The sequence below is a fragment of the Desulfobacula sp. genome, assembly GCF_030611305.1.
In the GTDB taxonomy this organism is placed as follows: Bacteria; Desulfobacterota; Desulfobacteria; order Desulfobacterales; family Desulfobacteraceae; genus Desulfobacula.
In genome coordinates this window covers 17,329-39,382 of the sequence record NZ_JAUWQB010000030.1, presented here as the reverse complement: position 1 = coordinate 39,382, position 22,054 = coordinate 17,329, and the positions used below count along the sequence as shown (strand labels likewise).

The 22,054-nt window shown below is 41.7% G+C and carries 16 protein-coding genes; 12 read left to right on the top strand and 4 right to left on the bottom strand.

From position 1 onward, the window contains the following. A partial coding sequence (locus QAI40_RS07915; RefSeq protein WP_304511543.1) for a DUF6901 family protein occupies window positions 1-481 on the top strand: 481 nt, incomplete at its 5' end. Between the two features lie 39 nt (window positions 482-520). Here the strand turns inward: QAI40_RS07915 and ispH are convergent. The 4 genes from ispH to QAI40_RS07895 all read right to left on the bottom strand — a co-directional run bounded on the left by ispH (window position 521) and on the right by QAI40_RS07895 (window position 5,359). Further along, on the bottom strand, window positions 521-2,239 hold the full coding sequence (ispH, locus tag QAI40_RS07910; RefSeq protein ID WP_299980185.1) for a 4-hydroxy-3-methylbut-2-enyl diphosphate reductase: 1,719 nt from the start codon (window positions 2,237-2,239) through the stop codon (window positions 521-523). Continuing rightward, on the bottom strand, window positions 2,236-3,105 hold the full coding sequence (locus tag QAI40_RS07905; protein ID WP_299980182.1) for a ParB/RepB/Spo0J family partition protein: 870 nt from the start codon (window positions 3,103-3,105) through the stop codon (window positions 2,236-2,238). The genes ispH and QAI40_RS07905 overlap by 4 nt, the downstream gene beginning before the upstream one ends. Continuing rightward, on the bottom strand, window positions 3,102-3,878 hold the full coding sequence (locus QAI40_RS07900) for a ParA family protein (protein WP_299980179.1): 777 nt from the start codon (window positions 3,876-3,878) through the stop codon (window positions 3,102-3,104). Before QAI40_RS07900 ends, QAI40_RS07905 begins: the two co-directional genes overlap by 4 nt. Window positions 3,879-4,039: 161 nt before the next feature. Further along, complete coding sequence (locus QAI40_RS07895; RefSeq protein WP_299980176.1) at window positions 4,040-5,359, bottom strand: (Fe-S)-binding protein; 1,320 nt, start codon at window positions 5,357-5,359, stop codon at window positions 4,040-4,042. 174 nt (window positions 5,360-5,533) lie between these two features. On the opposite strand from QAI40_RS07895, the gene hrpA reads away from it, so the two are divergent. The 11 genes from hrpA (at window position 5,534) to murC (ending at window position 22,046) form a co-directional block, all read left to right on the top strand. Further along, complete coding sequence (gene hrpA / locus QAI40_RS07890; protein WP_299980173.1) at window positions 5,534-9,400, top strand: ATP-dependent RNA helicase HrpA; 3,867 nt, start codon at window positions 5,534-5,536, stop codon at window positions 9,398-9,400. 195 nt (window positions 9,401-9,595) lie between these two features. Next, window positions 9,596-10,036, top strand: coding sequence for a division/cell wall cluster transcriptional repressor MraZ (gene mraZ, locus QAI40_RS07885; RefSeq protein WP_299980170.1), 441 nt, complete (start codon window positions 9,596-9,598; stop codon window positions 10,034-10,036). A 2-nt stretch (window positions 10,037-10,038) separates the two neighbouring features. After that, window positions 10,039-10,977 (top strand): 16S rRNA (cytosine(1402)-N(4))-methyltransferase RsmH, encoded by a 939-nt coding sequence (gene rsmH, locus QAI40_RS07880; protein WP_299980168.1) that lies wholly within the window; start codon window positions 10,039-10,041, stop codon window positions 10,975-10,977. A gap of 3 nt (window positions 10,978-10,980) precedes the next feature. Beyond that, on the top strand, window positions 10,981-11,307 hold the full coding sequence (locus tag QAI40_RS07875; protein ID WP_299980165.1) for a hypothetical protein: 327 nt from the start codon (window positions 10,981-10,983) through the stop codon (window positions 11,305-11,307). After that, window positions 11,307-13,040: a peptidoglycan D,D-transpeptidase FtsI family protein gene (locus QAI40_RS07870; RefSeq protein WP_299980162.1), complete on the top strand. Its 1,734-nt coding sequence runs from the start codon at window positions 11,307-11,309 to the stop codon at window positions 13,038-13,040. Before QAI40_RS07875 ends, QAI40_RS07870 begins: the two co-directional genes overlap by 1 nt. Beyond that, entirely contained in the window at window positions 13,037-15,985 is a 2,949-nt protein-coding gene (locus QAI40_RS07865; RefSeq protein ID WP_299980159.1) for a UDP-N-acetylmuramoyl-L-alanyl-D-glutamate--2,6-diaminopimelate ligase, read from the top strand. The genes QAI40_RS07870 and QAI40_RS07865 overlap by 4 nt, the downstream gene beginning before the upstream one ends. A 1-nt stretch (window position 15,986) precedes the next feature. Beyond that, on the top strand, window positions 15,987-17,066 hold the full coding sequence (mraY, locus tag QAI40_RS07860; protein WP_304511542.1) for a phospho-N-acetylmuramoyl-pentapeptide-transferase: 1,080 nt from the start codon (window positions 15,987-15,989) through the stop codon (window positions 17,064-17,066). Next, on the top strand, window positions 17,067-18,431 hold the full coding sequence (murD, locus tag QAI40_RS07855) for a UDP-N-acetylmuramoyl-L-alanine--D-glutamate ligase (protein ID WP_442875365.1): 1,365 nt from the start codon (window positions 17,067-17,069) through the stop codon (window positions 18,429-18,431). It begins immediately after the preceding gene. Between the two features lies 1 nt (window position 18,432). Continuing rightward, the gene (gene ftsW / locus QAI40_RS07850; RefSeq protein WP_299980150.1) at window positions 18,433-19,551 is read left to right on the top strand and encodes a putative lipid II flippase FtsW; all 1,119 of its coding nucleotides are present in this window, start codon (window positions 18,433-18,435) and stop codon (window positions 19,549-19,551) included. Further along, a complete protein-coding gene (murG, locus tag QAI40_RS07845) occupies window positions 19,544-20,674 on the top strand; it encodes an undecaprenyldiphospho-muramoylpentapeptide beta-N-acetylglucosaminyltransferase (RefSeq protein ID WP_299980147.1) in 1,131 nt (376 codons plus the stop codon). Before ftsW ends, murG begins: the two co-directional genes overlap by 8 nt. A 4-nt stretch (window positions 20,675-20,678) precedes the next feature. Continuing rightward, entirely contained in the window at window positions 20,679-22,046 is a 1,368-nt protein-coding gene (gene murC, locus QAI40_RS07840) for a UDP-N-acetylmuramate--L-alanine ligase (RefSeq protein ID WP_299980144.1), read from the top strand. The last annotated feature ends 8 nt before the right edge of the window (window positions 22,047-22,054 follow it).

Below are 22,054 nucleotides of genomic sequence, written 5' to 3'. Positions count from 1 at the left end.
TATTATCAAGCATCTTGATATTCTTTGTTCCTACCACCAGATCCGGGTCAAGGTGATTATGAAAAACAGGACCATCACCCAGGACACAACAATTCAAAAAGGGATCAGTTCGCTGATGGGCCTGGTGATTGCCACCAGCGGCTGCCCGCGCACAAGATTTTTTAAATCCATGGCACGGTTCCACCTTCCACTGGCTGATGAAGAAGAAACCATCAGTCGTGCGGCATCCATGTATCTGCTCAAGCAATATTTCCTGAAAAATGAAGGGAAACCTACAGATTTTGATTTAAAGGAACTCATAAAAATATATGACGATATGCACATAGTCAATATGGCAATCGCCGAACGGTTGAAGGCTGCGAGCAAAACAGATTCCGCCGTTAATGCGATTATTCTACTGGACGTGTTTACATATGTGCTGCCCCTTTCCATAGAAGGCTATCTTCAAAAGTTCAAGTACCTGTTTGATCTTGACTGCTGAACACCAACAGTCTTATTAGCTAAAATTCAGGGATTTACCCTATGTAATTACAGCCGCCAACAATCCGGTGAAAATAAATAAAAATTCAATAAAAAATTCCCGATGCGCACCTGGTATAAGGCTGTCTTTTTGAAAAAACTTTATTAACAAAAACATAATAAAGGGAATGAAAGCAAAAAAGAACGCTTTTTTTACCAATATATCGGTAAAAAATGTCAAAAGGATAATACCCATATCAGCAATTAAAATATATTGTATGATTTCAAAACTTCGTTTTTCCCCTAAAAGGATAGGAAGGGTTTCTTTTCCGGTGATTCTGTCACCCTGAATGGCAAGAATATCAAAAAAGGCTGTCCTCGCAAATACCAAGCCTGTAGCAAATAAGAATACCATTGCAACAGACAGCAACTCACTTTGATTTGCCACTGCCGGCAAAAGACAGGTCACTGTTCCCCAGGCAATGGTAATCAGAATGGTTTTTGAGCCGGGGATATCCTTTAATCGTGCGAATTGTCCTTTTTTTGACATAAAAGGGATGATTTTTAAATTGTATGACAATCCCAAAAGGCTCATGACAGACAGAATAAAAAAAGACAATACCCCGGTGGTGATAAAGCTGAGATAAAGACCTGATGCGCCTGATAAAACAGCAAAAAACAACAGATACGCTCGATTTTTCTTATAAAAAAGTGCCCTTTGGGGATGATTATATTTATCCGGCTTAATGGTGAATAAATTATTCAGTATCTGCATTGAAAGTACATACAACATGGCTATCATGGCATGTTGCAAATTTTGAGTAATCCCTTGAAGCACAGAACACGCATAAGTCAAAAAACCCGCGCCTGCTGCGGTCATTATATTGGTTTTCAATAAGAAATCCCGGATTAAAAATAAAAGTGCCTGGGCAGGATGCTGGCGTTGAAGGTTGCTTTCTATTTGATCGTATGCATCATTAATGATCCAGTTTGGTGTGGAAGCCCCGGCTGTTATCGCGACAGACCTGGCTGATGACAATTTCCCATAATCAATTTGAGAAATATCCTCAATATGGACTGTGAGTTTCCCTGTCCGGGACGCGATCTGTGCCAGCCGTTTTGTGTTTCCGCTTTGTTTCCCGCCGACAACAATAACCGCATCATTTTCCCTGGCAAGCATTCGGATTTCGGTCTGCCGCTTCTCAGTGGAGCCGCAAATGGTATCAAATATCTGATAATGAGGCGCATTGATTTTACACCATGCCTTTATTTCATTATAAAAAACAGTGTCCTGGGTGGTTTGAGCTACCACAACAGCATTTTCAAACTCAGGCAGTGCACAAAGCTGATCCATGGATGTGATGGTATGCCCGTTTCCCTTTGCATAGCCTAAAAGGCCCACGACTTCCGGGTGTTTTTGATCCCCGATAATAATAGTTGAATACCCTTTTTGGGCATACTTATTAATAATCGCCTGGACCCTTACCACCCTGGGGCATGTCGCATCTATCACAGTAAAGCCGGCATCCTTAAGGGCTTTTTCATCTTCCGGCGGAACGCCATGAGCCCGGATTAAGACAATACCACTCCCTGTTTCCGGGATTTCATCAATCCTGAAAATTTTTTTTTCTTCAAGCATTTTCAGGACCTGGGGATTATGAATCAAAGGACCGTAGGTATAAATCAACTCAGAAGACAAATTGGATGCATCCAACACCATATCCACAGCACGCCGGACTCCCATACAAAATCCAGCGGTTTTCGCGACAACTATTTTCATGAAAGATTAGTCAAAAGATCGACCAGGCGTTGAAACTCTGTTTTTGATTTAAAATTGATTTCTATTTTACCTTTATCCCCGTTCTTTTTAATTTTGACGGTGGATTGAATATGATTGGAAAGAAAGGAACAGGTTTCATCAAGAAATTGTTTTTCCACAGCAGATATTTTTTTCTGAAATTTTTTGGGTTCTTTTTTGGCGTTGTTGACAAGTTTTTCCGTCTGCCTTACAGATAATCCTTTTTCAAGGACTATTTCAAAAAGATAGATTTGATTTTCCTGGGAACCGGCCCCTAAAAGGGTTCTTGCATGTCCCATGGATATTTTTTCCGCAATCAGGCTGTCTTTAATCACCTGGGGAAGGCTTCTGAGACGAATCAGATTTGCGATGGTAGAACGGTTCTTCCCAATTTTTTTCGCCACTTTTTCCTGAGTATAACTAAACTCATGAATCAATCGGTAATAAGCCTCTGCCTCTTCAAGAACATTTAGATCTTCCCTTTGAATATTCTCGATAATGGAAACTTCTAAAACCTGTTCATCGGTTAAGTCTTTTACAAACACCGGTACATGGGTCAAACTGGCTTCTCTGGCAGCACGAAGTCTTCTCTCTCCTGCTATCAATTCATAGGAATCATCACGGTGCCTTACCAATAAAGGCTGCAAAACACCCTGTTGTGCAATAGATTCCTTTAATCTGTCAAGTTCTTCCCGGCTGAATACAGTTCTGGGCTGATATCTGTTAGGTGCAATATCCCCAATGGGACACATGAGAAAATCGGGACTGCTCTCAGAAAATTCAAAATCAGGAATCAGTGCTGAAAGTCCCCGTCCCAGTCCGGTGTTTTTCTTTTTCTTTTTTGTCATCTTTTTACGTGTGACCTCCGGGTTAGAAGTTCCCTTGCAAAAGCAATATAGCTTTTTGATCCTTGTGAATGTTTATCATATAATGTTACCGGCAATCCAAAGCTTGGTGCCTCTCCAAGCTTTACATTACGCGGTATCTTTGTTTTAAAAACCATATCATTGAAATATTTTTTCGCATCTGCAACGACATGTTTAGCAAGGTTTGTTCTTTTATCATACATGGTAAAAAGAATACCTTTGATCTTCAACCCGGGATTAAAAGATGCCTTGACTCGTTTTATGGTATCCAGCAGCTGCCCCAGGCCTTCAAGGGCATAAAATTCGCTTTGAAGGGGTATCAAAACGGCATCCGAAGCTGTAAGTGCATTCAATGTCAACAAACTTAACGCCGGCGGACAATCAATGATAATATAATCATACCTTTCTTTTATCGGCTCCAGAAGATATTTAAGCTTCTTTTCCCTGTTCTTGTCAGGCACCATCTCTATTTCAAATCCGATGAGATCAATATTGGCCGGAATCATCATCAGTTTGGGTAACATTGTGGGACAAATAATGTCATCAATACCTGCCTCACCAATAAGCCCGTGATACAGAGAATATTCAAGAGAGGGCTTATCAATTCCCATACCTGTTGTTGCGTTTGCCTGGGAATCACAATCAATAAGCAGTACTTTTTTTCCGAGTTTGGCAAGAGCAGATGAAAGATTTACTGAGGTCGTTGTTTTACCAACGCCCCCTTTCTGGTTTGCTACACTGATAATCTGAGTCATAATCAAATTTTCATATCACAATTACCCCCCTTAGGCAATCAGTTAAAAGACTCAAATATCTTTTTTCATATTTAAAAAATATGGCTCATAAAAAAAAGCCTTGTACAGCAAATTACTTGCCGTACAAGGCCGGTTTGATCTTAACATTTAAAATATATAAATTACATGGCAGATTCCGGATGAAACACATCCACTTCTTTTAAATCTTCACCAAGATATTCCCTTTCATTGGGGCCCAATATACCCAGGGAAAGGTTTAAGAGTGTCCAGAGATGAACGGTTTCCCATGCATGGTCATTGACATCGGCCATATCATGCACCTGGGCATGACAATTATGGCATGGCGTGATGCAATAGGCAGCTTTTGTTGCAAGGATCTGGTTGGCCTTGGTCTGCCCATACGCCCGTCTTTGTTCCTGGAAACCGGACTGGAGGAATCCACCTCCGCCGCCACAGCAAAAATTGTTGGATTTATTGGGTGTCATGTCAATAAAATTTTCTTCACCAACAACTTTCTTGACAACGTATCTCATATCTTCTGCAACCGGATCACCAAGTGTTTTCCTCACCAGCTGACAAGGATCCTGAAGTGTGAACTTGATTTTTCTATCTTTATTCCAGTCTGAAGATGGTTTAAGTTTACCTTCTCTGATCCACTCTGCATAGAGTTGAATAATACTTTTAATTTCAAAGTTGTAAGGGATATTAAATTTTTTCAGTCCTGCCAGGACTGCAAAAAGTTCGTGCCCTCACTCGGTGTTGAGCCAGACTTTACAGCCCAGATCCTCCACTGCTTTGACCTTTGTCCGAATAATTTTTTCCCAGGATTCATTTTCAGCCAGAAACATGCAATAATTTTCAGCAGCCCAGCCTTTTGTACCATAGGTCCAGTCTGCGCCTGCAAGGTTCAGAATTTTCCACAACGGGACCATTTCATCGGGTTCTGTTACCGGTTCTCTTGAGTTCTGATTTAAAAAGTAATAAGCGCCTTCCCTGTTTACATCTGCTTTCATCTGGGCAAACTCAGGCTGCGATTCCTGGTACTCTTCAAGAACATCTTCCACAACAAATTGAAAATCTTCTTCATTGGCACCCATGGCTGAGCAGGTGTCGTTTTTTAGTGCCATGTCACAGGAGCCTCTGATACCTTTGGGTCTTTCTTCTCTTGGCCATTGTGCTCTTGCATTGAATACAAGCTGAGGAATATTAATTTCCATGGGACAGACATAAATACATCGCATACACATGGTACACATCCATACCCAATTTGAGCTCAGTATTTCTTCATCCATTCCAAGTGCTGCCATTCTCAGGAACTTTCTTGGATCCATTCCTTCAAGACCGGTTGCAGGGCAACCTGATGCACATGCACCGCATGTCAGGCATGCATTCAAATTCCCGCCATCAGGCAGAAGCTTCATTACCTTATCTTTAAAAACGCTCTTTCTTGCGTTTCCGATTTTAATAGCAATATCTCCCATGCTATCATTCCCCCTATCTATTTAAAATTAAAGTACTTTCATTCTAGTATTGTATATCTCCATTTTTTTTAAACAATGTTCTTTGTCTCTTATTCCACGATTCATGTCAACCATATTTTAAAACCACAATTCAAAATTTGACATTTTGGAACTATAAGCTACTATTCAAAGGCCATGAATAAACTAAAAAAGATACAGGCGAGGCTTTTACACAAACCTTCCAATATAACCTTTAATCCTGATCTGCCCATTACCCATAAAAAAGATGAAATCATTGGGGCCATCAAAAAAAACTCGGTTGTGATTATATCAGGGGAAACCGGGTCCGGGAAAACCACCCAGATTCCAAAATTCTGCCTTGCGGCAGGACAGGGAATTAAAGGACTGATCGGCTGTACTCAGCCAAGACGCATCGCAGCCATCAATGTTGCCAGAAGAATTGCCGAGGAACTCAATGAGAGCATTGGTCAATCGGTTGGATATAAAATCAGATTTGATGATAAAACCTCTGATCATGCGTATATCAAAATGATGACCGACGGCATCCTGCTTGCTGAAACCCAGACCGACAGATTCTTAAATAAATATGATACCATTATTATAGATGAGGCCCACGAAAGAAGTCTGAATATTGACTTTACCTTAGGTCTTCTAAAAAACCTGGTTAAAAAAAGAAAAGATCTCAAACTGATTATCACATCTGCCACCATTGATACGCAGAAATTTTCCAAAGCTTTTGACAATGCGCCTATCATTGAAGTCACAGGACGAATGTACCCGGTTGAGACTATCTATATGCCCTTTTTAAATAAAGAGGATGAAAATGGGACCATTGAAGACCAGGGGTATGTTGAAGCAGCAGCCGATGCTGTAGACTTTCTTCTTTCCCAATCCGGATCAGGTGATATTCTGGTATTTATGCCCACGGAACAGGATATCGGAGAAACCATGGAACTGATCCGGGGCAAACATCATCCAGGGATTATAGTTCTGCCTCTTTTTGCCAGACTTTCAGCTAAAGAGCAGTCAAAAATTTTTTCACGGCAGGCGGGGAAAAAAATTATTGTCGCAACCAATGTGGCCGAGACCTCCTTGACCATACCCGGGATTAAATATGTAGTGGATACAGGGCTTGCAAGGATTCCCAGCTATTCACCCCGGACAAGAACCACAGCACTTCCGGTCAGCCCCATTTCCCAGTCCTCCGCCAACCAGAGACTAGGCCGGTGCGGCAGGGTTGAAAACGGAGTTTGCATCAGGCTGTTTGATGAAGATGATTTTGGGGCAAGGCCCTTTTTTACCTCCCCTGAAATCTTAAGAAGCAATCTTGCTGAAGTCATATTAAGGATGATCTCCTTGAACCTGGGGGATGTCACAACCTTTCCGTTCATTGATGCACCCGCGCCTAAAAGTATTAAGGACGGATTTGACACCCTGATTGAACTTTCTGCTATTAAAGAAAAAAAGCCCGGCAACAGACAGACAAAGAAAAAAGTATACACCCTCACAAAGATCGGCCGGATCATGGCAAAACTGCCTATTGATCCCAAATTATCCAGGATTCTGATAGAAGCCGACAGGAACGGATGCTTAAAAGAGGCTGCCATTATTACGACGGCCCTTGCCATTTCAGATCCACGGCAAAGACCGGCTGACAAAACCCAGGCAGCCGATCAAAAGCATGCGCTGTTCAAGGATCCGAGTTCTGACTTTGTTACCATTCTAAATATCTGGAATGCAGTTAAGGCAGCTGAAAAAAAATTAGGCTCGCGTTCCAAACTCAAAAAATACTGCCGGGACCATTTCCTATCTTTCAAGCGCCTGAGGGAATGGAACGACATCCACAGGCAGGTTACCAGGATCTTAAAAGAACATCATATTAAGGGGGAAAAAAAGATCCTCTCTCAAACCGGAACCAAAGGGATGAAGGCCAAAGAGTTTGACATTGGCGGGCCCTTGTATATTGCGTTGCATAAAGCCATTTTATCAGGCTATCTTGCCAATATTGCCCATAAAAAGGAAAAAAATATCTTCAATGCAGCCAAAGGACAGCAGGCAATGATATTTCCCGGGTCCGGTCTTTTTGGCGCTGCCGGAAACTGGATTGTGGCAGCAGAATTTGTTAAAACGAGCCAGCTTTTTGCCAGATCTGTGGCCAATATTGATCCTGAATGGCTGGAACAAATCGGAGAAGACCTTTGCACCTCTATATACTCAGAACCGCACTGGGAAAAAAAGTGGGGAGAAGTCATTGCAAAAGAACAAGTTTCCCTGTTCGGACTGATTATTGTCAACAACCGCAGTATTGCCTATGGCAAGGTAAATCCCGAGGAATCCGGAGAAATATTTATCCGCCATGCTTTGGTCCAGGGAGAAATTCATCAGAAATTTGAATTTATGACCCATAACCGGCAGCTGATTGATGAGCTTGAAGCCCTTGAGCATAAAACCCGGAAAAAGGATATTCTGGCATCTGAACAGGATATATATCTTTTTTACCAGTCAAGGCTTCCAAAACCTTTTCATAATATCAGAACATTTTCCAAATTTATTAAAGACCGGGAAAACCAGGATTTCTTGAAAATGACCCTGGAAGACCTTCAAAAATCTTCCATTGATGATCATGCATTATCTTTGTTTCCCGATACTCTGACAATGGAGCAGGGCAAATTCAAGCTTGAATATGAATTCAATCCGGGATCTAAAAAAGATGGGGTCACCATAAAAGTCCCGGCCTCCTCAACCCTGCTTGTCTCAAAAAACAACGTGGACAGACTGGTGCCAGGCCTGTTTGAAGAAAAAGTTGCTGCCCTGATAAAAGCCCTTCCAAAAAAATACCGGATAAAACTGGCACCGGTATCCGAAAAAGCCGCCATTCTTGCCAGGGAAATGCCAAAAAAAGACAAACCCTTGTTCTCACTGCTCTCTTCTTTTATTCAAAACCGGTTTGATCTTATCATTCCCGCCACCGAATGGTCAGATAAAGAGCTGCCGGACCACTTGAAAATGAGAATCTCCATCAGGGATGAAAAAGGAAAGGAGATGAAAGCCTTAAGGGACTATTCCGTTTTGAAGGAATTTTCAGCAGTATCCTTTCCTCAAAAAGATAAATTTCGCCTGGCCCAAAAAAAATATGAAAGAACCAATATAAAAAAATGGGATTTTGAAAACCTTGAAGCGTTTATTCTCATAACCCGGAAAAAAGAATTTACGCAAAAAGGATACCCCGGACTGAAAATCGAAACTGATCCGAAAAACAAAGCCAAGGTCTTATCCTTAAGACTGTTCAAGTCAGAGCAGGCTGCTGAAAATTCCCATACCCAAGGGATAAAAAAACTTTTCCAAATCTGTTATCCGGATGATTTCAAGGCCTTGAAAAAAGATATCAATGCTCATCCCGGGATAAAGCAGATCGCACCTTTTTTTAACGGTCAGACAAAATTTCAGCATTCTTTATTCAACCTGATCACCACCACCTCGTTTGCCAAAAATATCAGAACAAAAAAAGAATTTGAACTTCATGCCCAAAAAAAATTGAAACATCTGTACAATACCGGGCAGGAATTTATTAAGATCATTCTCGGGCTTGGAAAAGAATATCAATCCTGTTTTGAACTCATCCAAAAATTATCCTTCCAGCACCAGAAAAAGAAAAAAAGTTTTAATATTATTACCGCCCTTTTCAAAGACCTGAAAAATCTTGTACCCCAAAATTTTACCGATCTTTATACGGTTGAAAGAATCAGGGATCTTCACCGATATGTCGCCTGCATCAGCATCAGGGCCCAAAGAGCGGTTGACAATCCTTTAAAGGAAGAGAAGAAAGCGTTGCAGCTGGCAGGATATACCAACCACCTAAATAATCTTTTGTCCTCCCTTTCTGACAACTCTTCGCCTGAAAAATCCCAGCATATTGAAGCGTTTTTCTGGCTCCTGGAAGAGTACAAAATATCTTTGTTTGCACAGGAGTTGAAGACAACCATAAAGGTTTCTGCCAAAAAGCTGGATCAATTTTTAATAAAGATTTCTACAATGATCTGATGCCCTTCATTAAGAGATAACTCCACTTCACTCCATTTTTAACTATATCTCAAATCTACCTAATTTATAGGCTATATAATTAATTTATTAAAAAAAATTATTTTTTTCTTGACTTAGCTACTATTTTTCGTAAAAGTGTGGATCATGGTGGTGGAAAGTGGATGAGTTAATAATTTTTAACTGAGGCTTAAATAAGTGTTTCGATCAAGCTCCTTTCATACAATTGATTCCAAAGGCCGGGTAATTATCCCGTCAAGGTTCAGGAATATCCTGAAGGCGGATAAAATTTACGGGGTTATGGTCTCAAACAAGGACGATTGTTTATACGCTTATGCTTTTAGTGAATGGGAAAAAGTTGAAACCAGGATTTTATCAACAAAAAGCAGTGTTATGGGAGATTTCAGAAGATTTTTCCTCGGCAACTCCTGTGAATGCATGTGTGACAAGCAGGATCGTATCCTGATCCCTAAAAGTTTAAGAGAATATGCAAACCTTGAAAAAGATATTGTTCTTGTGGGCAACCTGGATCGTTTTGAGATCTGGGCGCGTGGTCACTGGGACAAGGTCAACAAAAGAATGGAGCAGAAACTCAAAAAAGAGGAAGTAAGAGAAGAAATAGCCTCCCTAGGGTTGTAGGAATGGGATTTGAGCATACGTCTGTAATGCCTCAAGAGGTGCATGAGCACCAGAACCTTAAACCCGGAAACATTAGTGTGGATTGTACTCTGGGTGGGGCAGGTCATGCGCTTGCGACAATCAAGGCAATTCTCCCGGATGGGATGCTGATCGGGATTGATCAGGATTCGGATGCCATTAATCATGCTAAAAAGATTTTACATCCGTTTAAAGAAAATGCGTTATTGTTTCACAGCAATTTTTCTGATCTTCCAAAGATTCTGAACTCTAACGGAATAACGGGTGTAAATTCAATACTCCTTGACTTAGGCTTTTCACTGAACCAACTAAAAAACGGCAACCGCGGATTTAGTTTTAACAAGAATGAACCATTGGATATGCGAATGGATATTCGAAACGATCTGACAGCCTTTGAGATTATCAATTCATTCCCTGAGAGTGAGTTGGTAAATATTTTTTTTAAGTTTGGTGAAGAAAAATTTTCCAGACGAATTGCAAAAAGGATAGTGGAAACAAGAAGGGTTACACCCATTCATACCAGTTCTGAACTTGCACAAACTATTACAAAAGCCATCCCTGCAAAATTTGTATATAGTCAGCGCATTCATCCTGCAACAAGAATTTTCCAGGCACTAAGAATTGCGGTAAACAGGGAACTGGAACAGCTTGAAAAATTTATGAAAACCGCACCCTCCCTTCTTTTAAAGGAAGGACGGCTTTGTGTTATCTCTTTCCATTCCCTTGAAGATCGAATTGTAAAACAGGCATTACGAAAATTCGAAAACGGCTGTACATGCCCGAAGGATCTTCCGTTCTGTTTGTGCGGGTTTGTCCCGCAGATGAAATCGGTTTTCAGGAAACCTTTGGTGCCCACAAAAGAAGAAATAGCTCTCAATCCCATGGCAAGAAGTAGCAAATTAAGGGTGGCTCAAAAGGTTTAATATATGGCGATTAAAAACAACATACCCAAAAAAATACCATCACGAAAATCAAGTTTTCGCTGGCTTGTCATTATTTCTATCATCTTTTGTGAGCTTTTGGTTTACACCTGGGTCAGGACAGAATCCACCCAGACTATATTACGGGTATCCAAGGGACAAGCAGCGTTTGTAGAAAACACATCTTACCACAAGGCCTTATCTGTTGAAAGAGACCGGCTGAAATCAGGCGACCGTATAACTCGAATTGCAAAAACCAGGTTAAACCTTTTAACGGACACAGCGAATCAAACTATTTATCTGCCGATTTCTCTGTCGGGGGAAGAAGGTTAATGTCAAAGAATTTTAACAAAAGACTGAAACAAAGAATTATTGTGATTCAGGTTCTGATTGTTGTCTCGATTTTTCTTATGGGAGCCAAATCCTTTGACATCCAAATTTTCAAAGCCCGGGAGCTGACACAAAAAGCTGAAAGCGATTATTCCAGACGTCTCACCATCAAAGGGGAAAGAGGGCAGATTCTGGACAGAAGCATGAATAAACTTGCAACCAGCATTGATGCCATATCCATCACTGCTTGTCCTTCAAAAATAAAAGACCCGGCCATCACCGCTGAAAAACTTTCAAAAATACTGAATATTAACCGAAAAAAACTTCAAGACACTCTTTCATCTCAGCGCATGTTCGCCTGGGTGACCAGAAGAGTTTCACCGGATCAGGCCAATCAAATCAGACAATTGAATCTAAAGGGTATTTATTTTGAAAATGATTCTAAAAGATTTTATCCCAATAGAGGCCTTGCGGCACAAGTCATCGGGTTTACAGGGGCTGAAGATTCCGGGCTTGAAGGCCTTGAGTTTAAGTATAATTCTGTTCTGGAAGGCAGTTCCTTGAAAATCAGGGTTAAACGGGATGGGAATGGAGGGACTCTTGATCTTGACAAAAAAAAGAGGGCTGAACTAAAAGGAAATTCAATTGTCCTGACGATTGATAAAAAGATTCAATTTCTTAGTGAACAAACCCTTGAAAGAACCGTAACGGCCCATCGGGCAAAATCAGGGATTGCTCTGGTGATGAGACCCCAAACCGGAGAGCTTCTTGCCATTGCACATTTCCCGCAATTCAATCCAAACAATTTCAAAGGATATGACAACGAAGCTTTCAGAAACCGTGCCATTACAGATGCATTTGAGCCGGGATCTACCATGAAGGTCTTTACAGCAGCAGCCGCGCTTGAAACCGGGTTTACCCCTAAATCTATCTTTTTTTGTGAAAACGGCACCTATAAAATCGGAACATTTACTATTCATGATACCCACCCCTATGACTGGCTTTCCATTAACCAGATTATCAAATTTTCAAGCAATATAGGCGCTTCAAAAATTGCTGGAACACTTGGGAATAAAGTCTTGTACAATTATCTTACCGATTTTGGGTTTGGGGACAAAACCCAGGTCGGATCTCCCGGAGAAACATCCGGCAATCTGATACCCTACCGGAAATGGTCTAGAATTGATACCAGCGCCATCTCCTTTGGCCAGGGCATTTCTGTTTCTGCCATGCAGCTTATCACTGGTATCAGTGCGATTGCCAATAACGGCAACCTGATGAAACCCATGCTGATAAAAAAAATTATATCCAATAAAGGAAAAGACTTAAGAGTGTATCACCCTGAAACAATACGGCGGGTCATCTCCCAAAAAAGTGCCCGACAGGTTAAAAAAATGATGAGCCTTGTCGTAGAAGAAGAAGGCACCGGTACAAAAGCCGCTATGGATGGATATACGGTTTGCGGCAAAACAGGAACCGCACAAAAAGCCTTAAAAAACAAAAGGGGCTATTCAAAAAATAACTACATTTCGGTTTTTGCCGGATTTGCACCGGAGGATAATCCTGAACTTGCAATTCTTGTGGTGGTGGATGAGCCGAGAAAACAATATTATGGCGGAGATGTGGCGGCTCCCGCCTTTAAAACCATTATGGCTGAATCCTTTAATTATTTAAATATACCCCCTGAAAAAAACAAAGTAATGATTGCTCTATTGCCAACCGGAGAAAAAAATTGAAGCTGTCTGATCTGATCAAAGATTGTTCAACGACAGGGATGACCCATGATCCGGATATTTCCTCTATTGCTTCAAACTCCAGGGATATCAAGCCCGGAGGGCTGTTTATTGCTGTTAAAGGACTTATGGCTGACGGCCACGATTATATTGAACAGGCCTTCCAAAACGGGGCAATGGCCGTTATTGCCGAAACCAATCCAAAAAATTTGAACCATGTTCTTCTGGTTGAAAACACAAGGCTTTCCATGGCCTCCATTGCAGCCAATTTTTATGGCAATCCTTCAAAAAAACTGACCCTTGTCGGCATCACCGGGACCAATGGCAAGACCACAACCACATGGCTGCTGGAAAGGATTTTCAAGGCCTGTGGATTTTCAACCGGTGTCATTGGAACCATCAACATCCGATATAATAATCAGATTTTTGACAACCCTGTGACAACACCTGATTCCATCGATCTTCAAAGAACCCTTTATGATATGAACAAAGCCGGTGTTACCCATGTCATCATGGAAGTCTCTTCCCATGGACTTGACCTTAACAGGGTGGATTTTTGCCGGTTTGATGCGGGCGTGTTCACGAACCTGACCCAGGATCACATGGACTATCACAAAACCATAGATGAATACTTTAATTGTAAAAAAAGATTTTTCACTCGGTTTCTCGGACCAAACGGAAAAAACAATGCCCCTGCCATCCTGAATATTGATGACTCGAAAGGAGAAGACCTTTTCACATCTCTTGACTATAAAACACTTGCCGTCAGCACAAAAAAGAAAACGGATGTTTTTGTAAAAGATGTCACAGATAATATTAACGGATTGTCGGGAACCATTTGTCTGCCCAGTGGCTCATTCGACCTGATATCATCACTTACGGGTAAATTCAATTTGGAGAACATCTTGTGCGCTGTGGGAGCTGCCCATGCTTTGAATATTGGCCCGGAGCAAATTAAAGAAGGCATTGAGGCCTGCCACACAATTCCGGGCCGCCTTGAAAAAATCGATACGCCTATTAACAGGTTTTTGTTCGTCGATTACGCCCATACGCCTGATGCGCTTGAAACCATTTTAGTCACTTTAAAACTAAGAGCCCCTAAAAGGATCATTATAGTTTTCGGGTGCGGTGGCGACAGGGATCGCTCAAAACGGCCGTTAATGGGACAGATTGCCTGCAAACACAGCGACATTGCCATTGTGACCTCTGATAACCCGAGAACTGAACATCCTGATTCCATCATAAATGATATCCTTGAAGGAATAGATGAGTTTGATAAACTTTCTGAAAATGATCTTTTGTTAACCCCTTTTAAAAAAGGCTATCTGGTTGAGGTTGATCGGAAGAAAGCCCTTAAAAAGGCTGTTTTTATTTCAAAACCAGGGGACATTATTATCGCTGCCGGAAAGGGACACGAAACTTACCAGATCACCAATGCAGGCACCATTCATTTTGATGACAAAGAAGAACTTAAGAAAGCAGCGATTGAATTTTCAGACCAGTTCAAACCCATTGGGTGGGAAATAGACGATCTTACAAAGGCGTTAGGCTGTGATCCTGTTTTTTCAACGACTGAAAAGGATCATAGTTTTACCGGGATCTCTACAGACTCAAGAACAACCACTAAAACCCAAATCTTTCTTGCCCTCAAAGGAGAAAACTTTGACGGTCACACCTTTATTAAAGACCTTATTGATAAAGGAATAAAAGGATTTGTTACTCAAAAAGGATTTGTTGATACGCTTGATGAGAACACGAAAAGAGAAATTGACCAGAAAAGTCTGATTATTTTTGAAACCGGAAACACGTTAACCGCTTTAGGGCAGCTTGCCCGATATCAGAGACTCCGATCAAATGTCAAACTGCTTGCCATTACAGGTTCCAGCGGAAAGACAACCACACGAAAAATTACGGAAGAAATTTTTAAAACCCAATTTCATACCCATGCTACCCAAGGTAATTTTAATAATGAAATCGGACTGCCGTTAACCCTTCTAAATCTTTCGGCCGCCCATGAATGGGCCATCGTGGAAATGGGTATGAACCATCCGGGTGAAATATCAAGACTCAGCCAGATAGCACTTCCCGATATTACCATGGTGACCAATACGGCAGGTGTTCACCTTGAAGGACTTGGCAGTATAGATAATGTGGCAAAAGCAAAGGCTGAAATTTTTGACGGCGTCCGGGAAAACGGAACTGCGATTCTCTTTGCTGATGATCCCAGACGTAATATCCTTGAAACAAAAGCCAAAAAGAAAAAAACTATTAAAACACTCCTTTTTTTTGGTTCAAGTAATGGTTCAGACATTCAATCTGCCAAAATTAAAAATTCTGCAACTTCCATTGAATTTACAGCAAAGGTTAAAAACATGGAGACTGTTTTTTCCATCAATTCCCCTGCCCTTTTTATGATTGACAATTGCCTTGCTGCAATCCTTGCCGCCACAAGAGCGGGAATCTGTACTGATGGTATCAAAAAAGGGATCAACGCCTTTTCCCCTGTATCCGGAAGAATGAATATTTACAGGCTTTCGGATTCTATCAGTATTATCGACGACACATACAATGCAAATCCTGCTTCCGTCACCCAGGCCTTGAATACGCTGCACGCTGTCAGCGGCGTCAAAAACAGCATTGCCGTTCTCGGGGATATGCTGGAACTGGGAAAAGAATCGGACTCCCTTCATCGGCAGATCGGACAAAAAGTTGCTCTTTTGGGAATCTGTAAATTATACGTGTTCGGCAGTCAGGTTAAATACACCATAGAAGGTGCGATTGAAAATGGTTTTCCAGCAGACAATATATTTCACGGTACAAAAAAGGAAATTGCTCAAAAGGTATTGGAAAGCAAAAATTCTGACACCTGGATTCTTGTAAAAGGTTCAAGAGGTATGGCCATGGAAACCGTCATACACGAGCTTCAACAAATATTAACGAAGGCATAAAATGCTGTACGAATTTTTATACCCATATCATGTTGATTTCACATTCTTGAATATATTTCGATATATTACATTCAGATCGATTTACGGAGGGCTCACCGCCCTTTTAATCTGTTTTCTTTTCGGACCCTTTGTCATCAAAAAACTTACTCAGATGCAAATCGGACAAATCATCCAGACTGATGGGCCGCAGTCTCACCTGGGCAAACAAGGTACTCCAACCATGGGCGGCCTCCTGATCCTTTTTTCTGTTTTCGTGACCACAGTGATCTGGGGGAACCTGTCCAATCATTATGTCAACATTCTTCTTCTGACCCTGATGCTTTTCGGTTTTATCGGATTTGTTGATGATTATCTCATGCAGATAAAAAAAAGGAATATGGGGTTTTCTGCCAAAGGCAAATTTCTCATCCAGGTATTGTTTGCCCTGATTATCGGCTGGTTGATCTATGAATGTCCTGACTTTAATTCAACGCTGACAATTCCTTTTTTTAAAGATATTTCCCCGGATTTAGGAATCTGGTACATCCCATTTGCCTGTCTTGTCATTGTGGGCACATCCAATGCAGTAAACCTGACTGACGGACTTGACGGACTTGCCATCGGCCCCTATATCGTTGCCAGTGTCACCTACATGTTCTTTGCATATGTTACAGGCCATGTCCAGATCGCTGAATATCTTCATCTCAGACATATTGCCTCTGCCGGTGAAATAGCCGTCATCTGCGGAATCCTGGCAGGTGCCGGATTAGGGTTCCTATGGTTTAATGCGCATCCGGCCCAGATTTTTATGGGAGATTCAGGATCTATTCCTTTGGGCGCCATTTTAGGAACCATTGCTGTCATTACAAAACAGGAAATTCTCTTAGTTATTGTTGGCGGGCTGTTTGTCATTGAAGCCTTATCCGTCATCATTCAAGTATCATATTTTAAACTGACAAAAGGAAAAAGAGTCTTTCGGATGGCCCCCTTACACCATCATTTTGAGCTTAAAGGGTGGCATGAATCAAAGGTGATTGTTCGGTTCTGGATCATATCCATTACCCTGGCGTTATTATCATTGAGTACCCTGAAAATAAGGTAAATGAATGTGAAAGAAAAAAATCCTTCATATTTTCTGATCATTGGCCTGGGAGCATCAGGGATTTCCATGGCAAAGTTCCTGCGCTCCAAAGGGGAAACTGTGATTGCCACGGATATTGATAACTCAAGGATTGATATTGCAAAAGAACTCAATGCGCTTGGGATAAAAACCGAAATCGGTTTTCACAACCAGCAAACCTTTAACCGGGCCGGCGTTATGATTCCAAGTCCCGGAATCCCATTAAGCAATGAGTTTATCAAGACGGCACTCAACCTGGGGGTTGGCATCACCGGTGAACTGGATATTTTCACCCGGTACAATGATCTGCCGATCATTGCCATTACGGGCACCAATGGCAAGACTACCACAACCACTTTAATCGGTGACATGTTAAAGGCCTGCAGAATGAATCCTTTTGTCGGGGGAAATATCGGAACACCTCTGGTTGATCACTTAATGACCAAAGAAAAAACCGATGTCATTGTGGCTGAAGTATCCAGTTTCCAACTGGATATTTCAAAAAAGTTCAAACCTGATGTGGCCGTACTCTTAAACATCTCAGAGGACCATCTGGACCGATACGAAAACTACAAGGCATATGAAAATTCCAAATGGAGCATTTTTAAAAACCAGAACTCTTTTGACAAAGCTGTGCTGAATCAATCCATTAAAGGGTTTGACGAAAAATTTTCAAAACTGCCATCAACAATTTTTACGTTTTCAGCATCATCAGACACCCCGATGAAGTGCAGTGCTAAAATCAGCTCTAAAGACATTGAAATTACTGTGCAGGATTTTAATCATAGGATAAAGACAGCTCAATTCAAGGAGCTTACCGGCACTCACAACAAAGAGAATGTTGCGGCTGCCGTTCTTGCCTGCCTTGCCCTTGGTGCAGATATAAATGATGTTCTAAAGGGATTGAAAACCTTTAAGAATCTTCCCCACAGAATGGAGTTCATCAAAACCATTGACAGTATTTCTTTCTATAATGATTCAAAGGCAACCAATACGGACGCGGTTATTCGAGCCATTGAGTACTTTAAAAATAATATTATCCTGATTTTAGGAGGGAGGGGAAAAGGCACTGATTTTTCCCTGCTTGTCAATGATGTAACAAAGAGTGTCAAAACCATTATTGCCATTGGAGAATCCAGAACACACATCAAAGACACCTTTGAGAACATCTGCCCGACAAAAGAGGCACAAACCATGAAAGATGCCGTTCAAACGGCTTTTGATCTAGCTGACAAGGATGACATTGTTCTTCTCTCCCCTGCCTGTGCAAGCTTTGACATGTATGACAGCTATGCCCACAGGGGTAATGATTTTACAACCCATGTAAACGCACTTGGAAAAAAATAAAATGGCTGAACCCACAAAAACCATACATCCCTTTTTCAGTGAAAAGAGTATTCTTTTCCCTGTTATTCTTCTTTCGGGGATCGGCATTATCATGGTTTATTCAGCAAGTTCGTCCATCAGCATGGAAAACCACAACACGGCATTTTACTATATGAAAAAACAGGCCCTGTTTTTGGGTATCAGCCTGTGTGTCATGTTTGTCGCAGCCTCTTTCCCCTATAAACTTTACAGAAACTTTTCCTATATCATTCTTTTTGCTGCCATTGCACTGCTTGTGGCTGTGCTCTTTCCAGCATTAAATATTAAGGCCGGCGGTGCCCACCGGTGGCTGAATCTTGGCGGATTTACCTTTCAACCGTCTGAATTTGCAAAACTGGCACTCATCATTTTCCTTGGATATTCCCTGTCCAAAAAACAGGATATGATAAAAGTTTTTTCCATTGGTTTTTTCCCCCATGCATTCATTTTTGCTCTGTTTGCCTGTTTGATCATTATCCAGCCTGATTTCGGAACGATTGTTGTGTTAGGGATGATCACATGGGGGATGATGTTTGTTGCAGGGGTTAAGATCACCCATCTTCTTTCTCCGACTCCCTTGCTGATCCCGGTAATTTATTTTTCGGTTTATAAGGTTGAGTACCGGCTGGAAAGAATTCTTTCGTTTTTAAATCCCTGGGATGACCCCTATAACACCGGGTACCAGATCACCCATTCCTTAAAAGCCTTTGGTTCAGGCGGTATTTTCGGAAAAGGCATTGGCCTTGGGATGCAGAAAATGCACTACCTTCCGGAACCCCACACAGATTTTATTTTTTCAATCATTGGAGAAGAACTGGGACTGATTGGTGTGCTTACGGTTCTATCCCTCTATTTGATTTTATTATTAAAAGGCATCCGGATTGCCAAAACCTCAAAGACTCTTTTTGGCGCCATCACTGCTGCAGGGCTTACCATTTATATTGGGATTCAGGTCATCATCAACACAGGGGTTGCTTTAGGGGTTCTACCAACAAAAGGGCTTACCCTGCCGTTTATCAGTTATGGAGGAACATCCCTTGTGATCAATATGGCGGCCATGGGAATTTTAATGAATATCGGGGCATCCAAGGATTATGAATAAGCAATTTAACATTATCATAGCCGGAGGAAAGACAGGCGGACACCTGTTCCCGGGTATTGCCATTGCCCAGGCCCTTAACCGGATCCTTGACCAGAACCTTGATCGGCCAAGCCAGAATACAGAAATTCTTTTTGTTGGTACCAATGCCCCCTTTGAAACAAAAACTCTTGAAAAATACGGGTATGCCCATAAAAGTATTTTCTCAAAACCGATTAAAGGCGGCAATATTATCACTAAGGTTTTTTCGATCAGTATTATCCTGGTTTCCCTGATACAGTCCATGATCATCATGAAAAGTTTTAAACCTGATTTTGTCCTTGGTGTGGGAGGATTCTCATCCTTTGCCGTTGTGCTGGCTGCCTGGGTTTTAAGAATTCCAACCGCCATCCAGGAACAGAACGCCATCCCCGGGTTAACCAACCGGCTGTTATCAAGATTTGCCAAGACCATTTTCACCTCATTTAAAGAAACAAAAGGACTTGCCCACAACCCTAAAGTAAAATATGTCGGCAACCCTGTCCGGAAAACAGACAGCGTCGAATCTGAGGCTAATCTTAATTTGAACTATTTTTATCCAAACAAATTTACCATTCTTGTCACAGGTGGAAGCCAGGGTGCCCGCAGTATCAACACTGCATTTATGGATGCTCTTGAATTAATGGGTAATACCGGCAGATTCAATATTATCCATCAGACCGGCATCAATGATGAATCCGCCATCCGGGAAAAATACTCAGGCCTGAAAATTAAAGCAACGGCTAAAGCCTTTTTCCATAACATGCCGCAGCTTCAGGATATGGCGGATCTTGTCATCACAAGAGCGGGTGCGGGAACTATTTCAGAACTCTGTATCAAGAGCCGGCCAGCCATTCTGGTTCCCTTTCCCCATGCAGCCGACGACCACCAGACCTTTAATGCAAAGGCCCTTGAAGATCAGGGGGCTGCTGTGATGATAAAAGACAATGAACTGACAGGACAGATACTAAAACAAACCATGGAAGATCTGATCGGGAATAAAGAAAGGCTTAACCACATGGCAGAAATGCTAAACCACCTTGCCATGCCCAATGCCGATGAAAAAATAGCAACCCGCATTTTAAAAACAAAGGATATTAAGGCTTAAATCCATGTATCAAAAAAACTACCATATCCATTTTGTTGGAATCGGCGGCATCGGCATGAGCGGCATTGCAGAGCTTCTTTTAAATCTTGGATATAAAGTGTCCGGATCTGACTTAAAGCTCTCCCATATTACCAAAAGGCTGGAAAAAAAAGGCGGCATCATCTTCCAGGGCCACAGCAAGGAACAAATAGTTGGGGCCAGCGTGGTGGTCACCTCTTCGGCTATCGCCCGTGAAAATCCGGAAGTGGTTCATGCAAGACAACTGTCTATTCCCATTATCCCGAGGGCTGAAATGCTGGCTGAACTGATGCGGATCAAATATTCCATTGCGGTATCCGGAGCCCACGGTAAAACATCAACCACCGCCATGATTTCGCAAATCCTCAATACGGCCGGACTTGACCCTACCGTGGTCATTGGAGGGCTTCTCACAGGGCTCGATACCAATGCATTACATGGCAAAGGGGAATATATTGTTGCCGAAGCCGACGAAAGCGACGGTTCTTTTCTGAAGTATGCGCCTGCCATTGCAGCCGTCACAAATATTGATCTGGAACACCTGGATTTTTACAAGGACATTGAAGATATAAAAGATAAATTTGTCCAGTTTATCAACTCGGTTCCTTTTTACGGCCTTGCCATTCTCTGTCTTGATAACGAGCACGTACAGGACATCCTTCCCAGGATAAAGGTTCGCTATACCACATTTGGCATGACAGCCCAATCTGATCTTCAAGCCAGGGATATCTCATTTATGGGAAGCAAAAGTTTTTTTAAAGTTTTTCACCATGAGAAACTCTTAGATGAAATCAACCTCAATATTGCAGGAAAACATAATGTCTCCAATGCACTTGCTTCGATTGCCACAGGAATTGAGCTGAACATACCTTTTAAAACAATTAAGAAAGCACTGGAACAAATTAAAGGCGTAAAAAGGCGGGTTGAAATCAAAGGAGAAAAAAAGGGGATCACCATAATGGATGATTACGGCCATCATCCGACAGAAATCATGGCAACACTGACAGCTATAAGGGAAAGTTATAAGGAGAAGCGGCTGGTTGTTGTATTCCAGCCCCACAGGTACACCAGGACCCAAGGATTGTTTCATGAATTCACCCGGTCTTTTTATCAATCCGATATCCTGATTATACTCCCGATTTATGCTGCAAGTGAAAAAGAAATTAAAGGAGTTAGTGCCCAATGTCTCTGCGAAGGCATCAGAAAACATGGACATAAAGATGTCTCCTATTCGCCTGATTTTACCCAGGCCTTATCCATGATTACCCATAAAGTTAAAAAAGGTGATATCGTCCTGACACTGGGCGCCGGAGACATTTATATCCTTGGAGAAAAATTGATTGAAATATTGTAAAGGCACAG

Bases quoted from the DNA above. Each gene is read 5' to 3' on its own strand.
- hrpA (WP_299980173.1), top strand. From the start codon at position 5,534: ATGAATAAACTAAAAAAGATACAGGCGAGGCTTTTACACAAACCTTCC.
- ftsW (WP_299980150.1), top strand. From the start codon at position 18,433: ATGGCTGAACCCACAAAAACCATACATCCCTTTTTCAGTGAAAAGAGT.
- QAI40_RS07900 (WP_299980179.1), bottom strand. From the start codon at position 3,878: ATGACTCAGATTATCAGTGTAGCAAACCAGAAAGGGGGCGTTGGTAAA.
- murC (WP_299980144.1), top strand. From the start codon at position 20,679: ATGTATCAAAAAAACTACCATATCCATTTTGTTGGAATCGGCGGCATC.
- murD (WP_442875365.1), top strand. From the start codon at position 17,067: ATGAATGTGAAAGAAAAAAATCCTTCATATTTTCTGATCATTGGCCTG.
- QAI40_RS07875 (WP_299980165.1), top strand. From the start codon at position 10,981: ATGGCGATTAAAAACAACATACCCAAAAAAATACCATCACGAAAATCA.
- ispH (WP_299980185.1), bottom strand. From the start codon at position 2,239: ATGAAAATAGTTGTCGCGAAAACCGCTGGATTTTGTATGGGAGTCCGG.
- mraY (WP_304511542.1), top strand. From the start codon at position 15,987: ATGCTGTACGAATTTTTATACCCATATCATGTTGATTTCACATTCTTG.
- QAI40_RS07870 (WP_299980162.1), top strand. From the start codon at position 11,307: ATGTCAAAGAATTTTAACAAAAGACTGAAACAAAGAATTATTGTGATT.
- murG (WP_299980147.1), top strand. From the start codon at position 19,544: ATGAATAAGCAATTTAACATTATCATAGCCGGAGGAAAGACAGGCGGA.
- rsmH (WP_299980168.1), top strand. From the start codon at position 10,039: ATGGGATTTGAGCATACGTCTGTAATGCCTCAAGAGGTGCATGAGCAC.
- QAI40_RS07905 (WP_299980182.1), bottom strand. From the start codon at position 3,105: ATGACAAAAAAGAAAAAGAAAAACACCGGACTGGGACGGGGACTTTCA.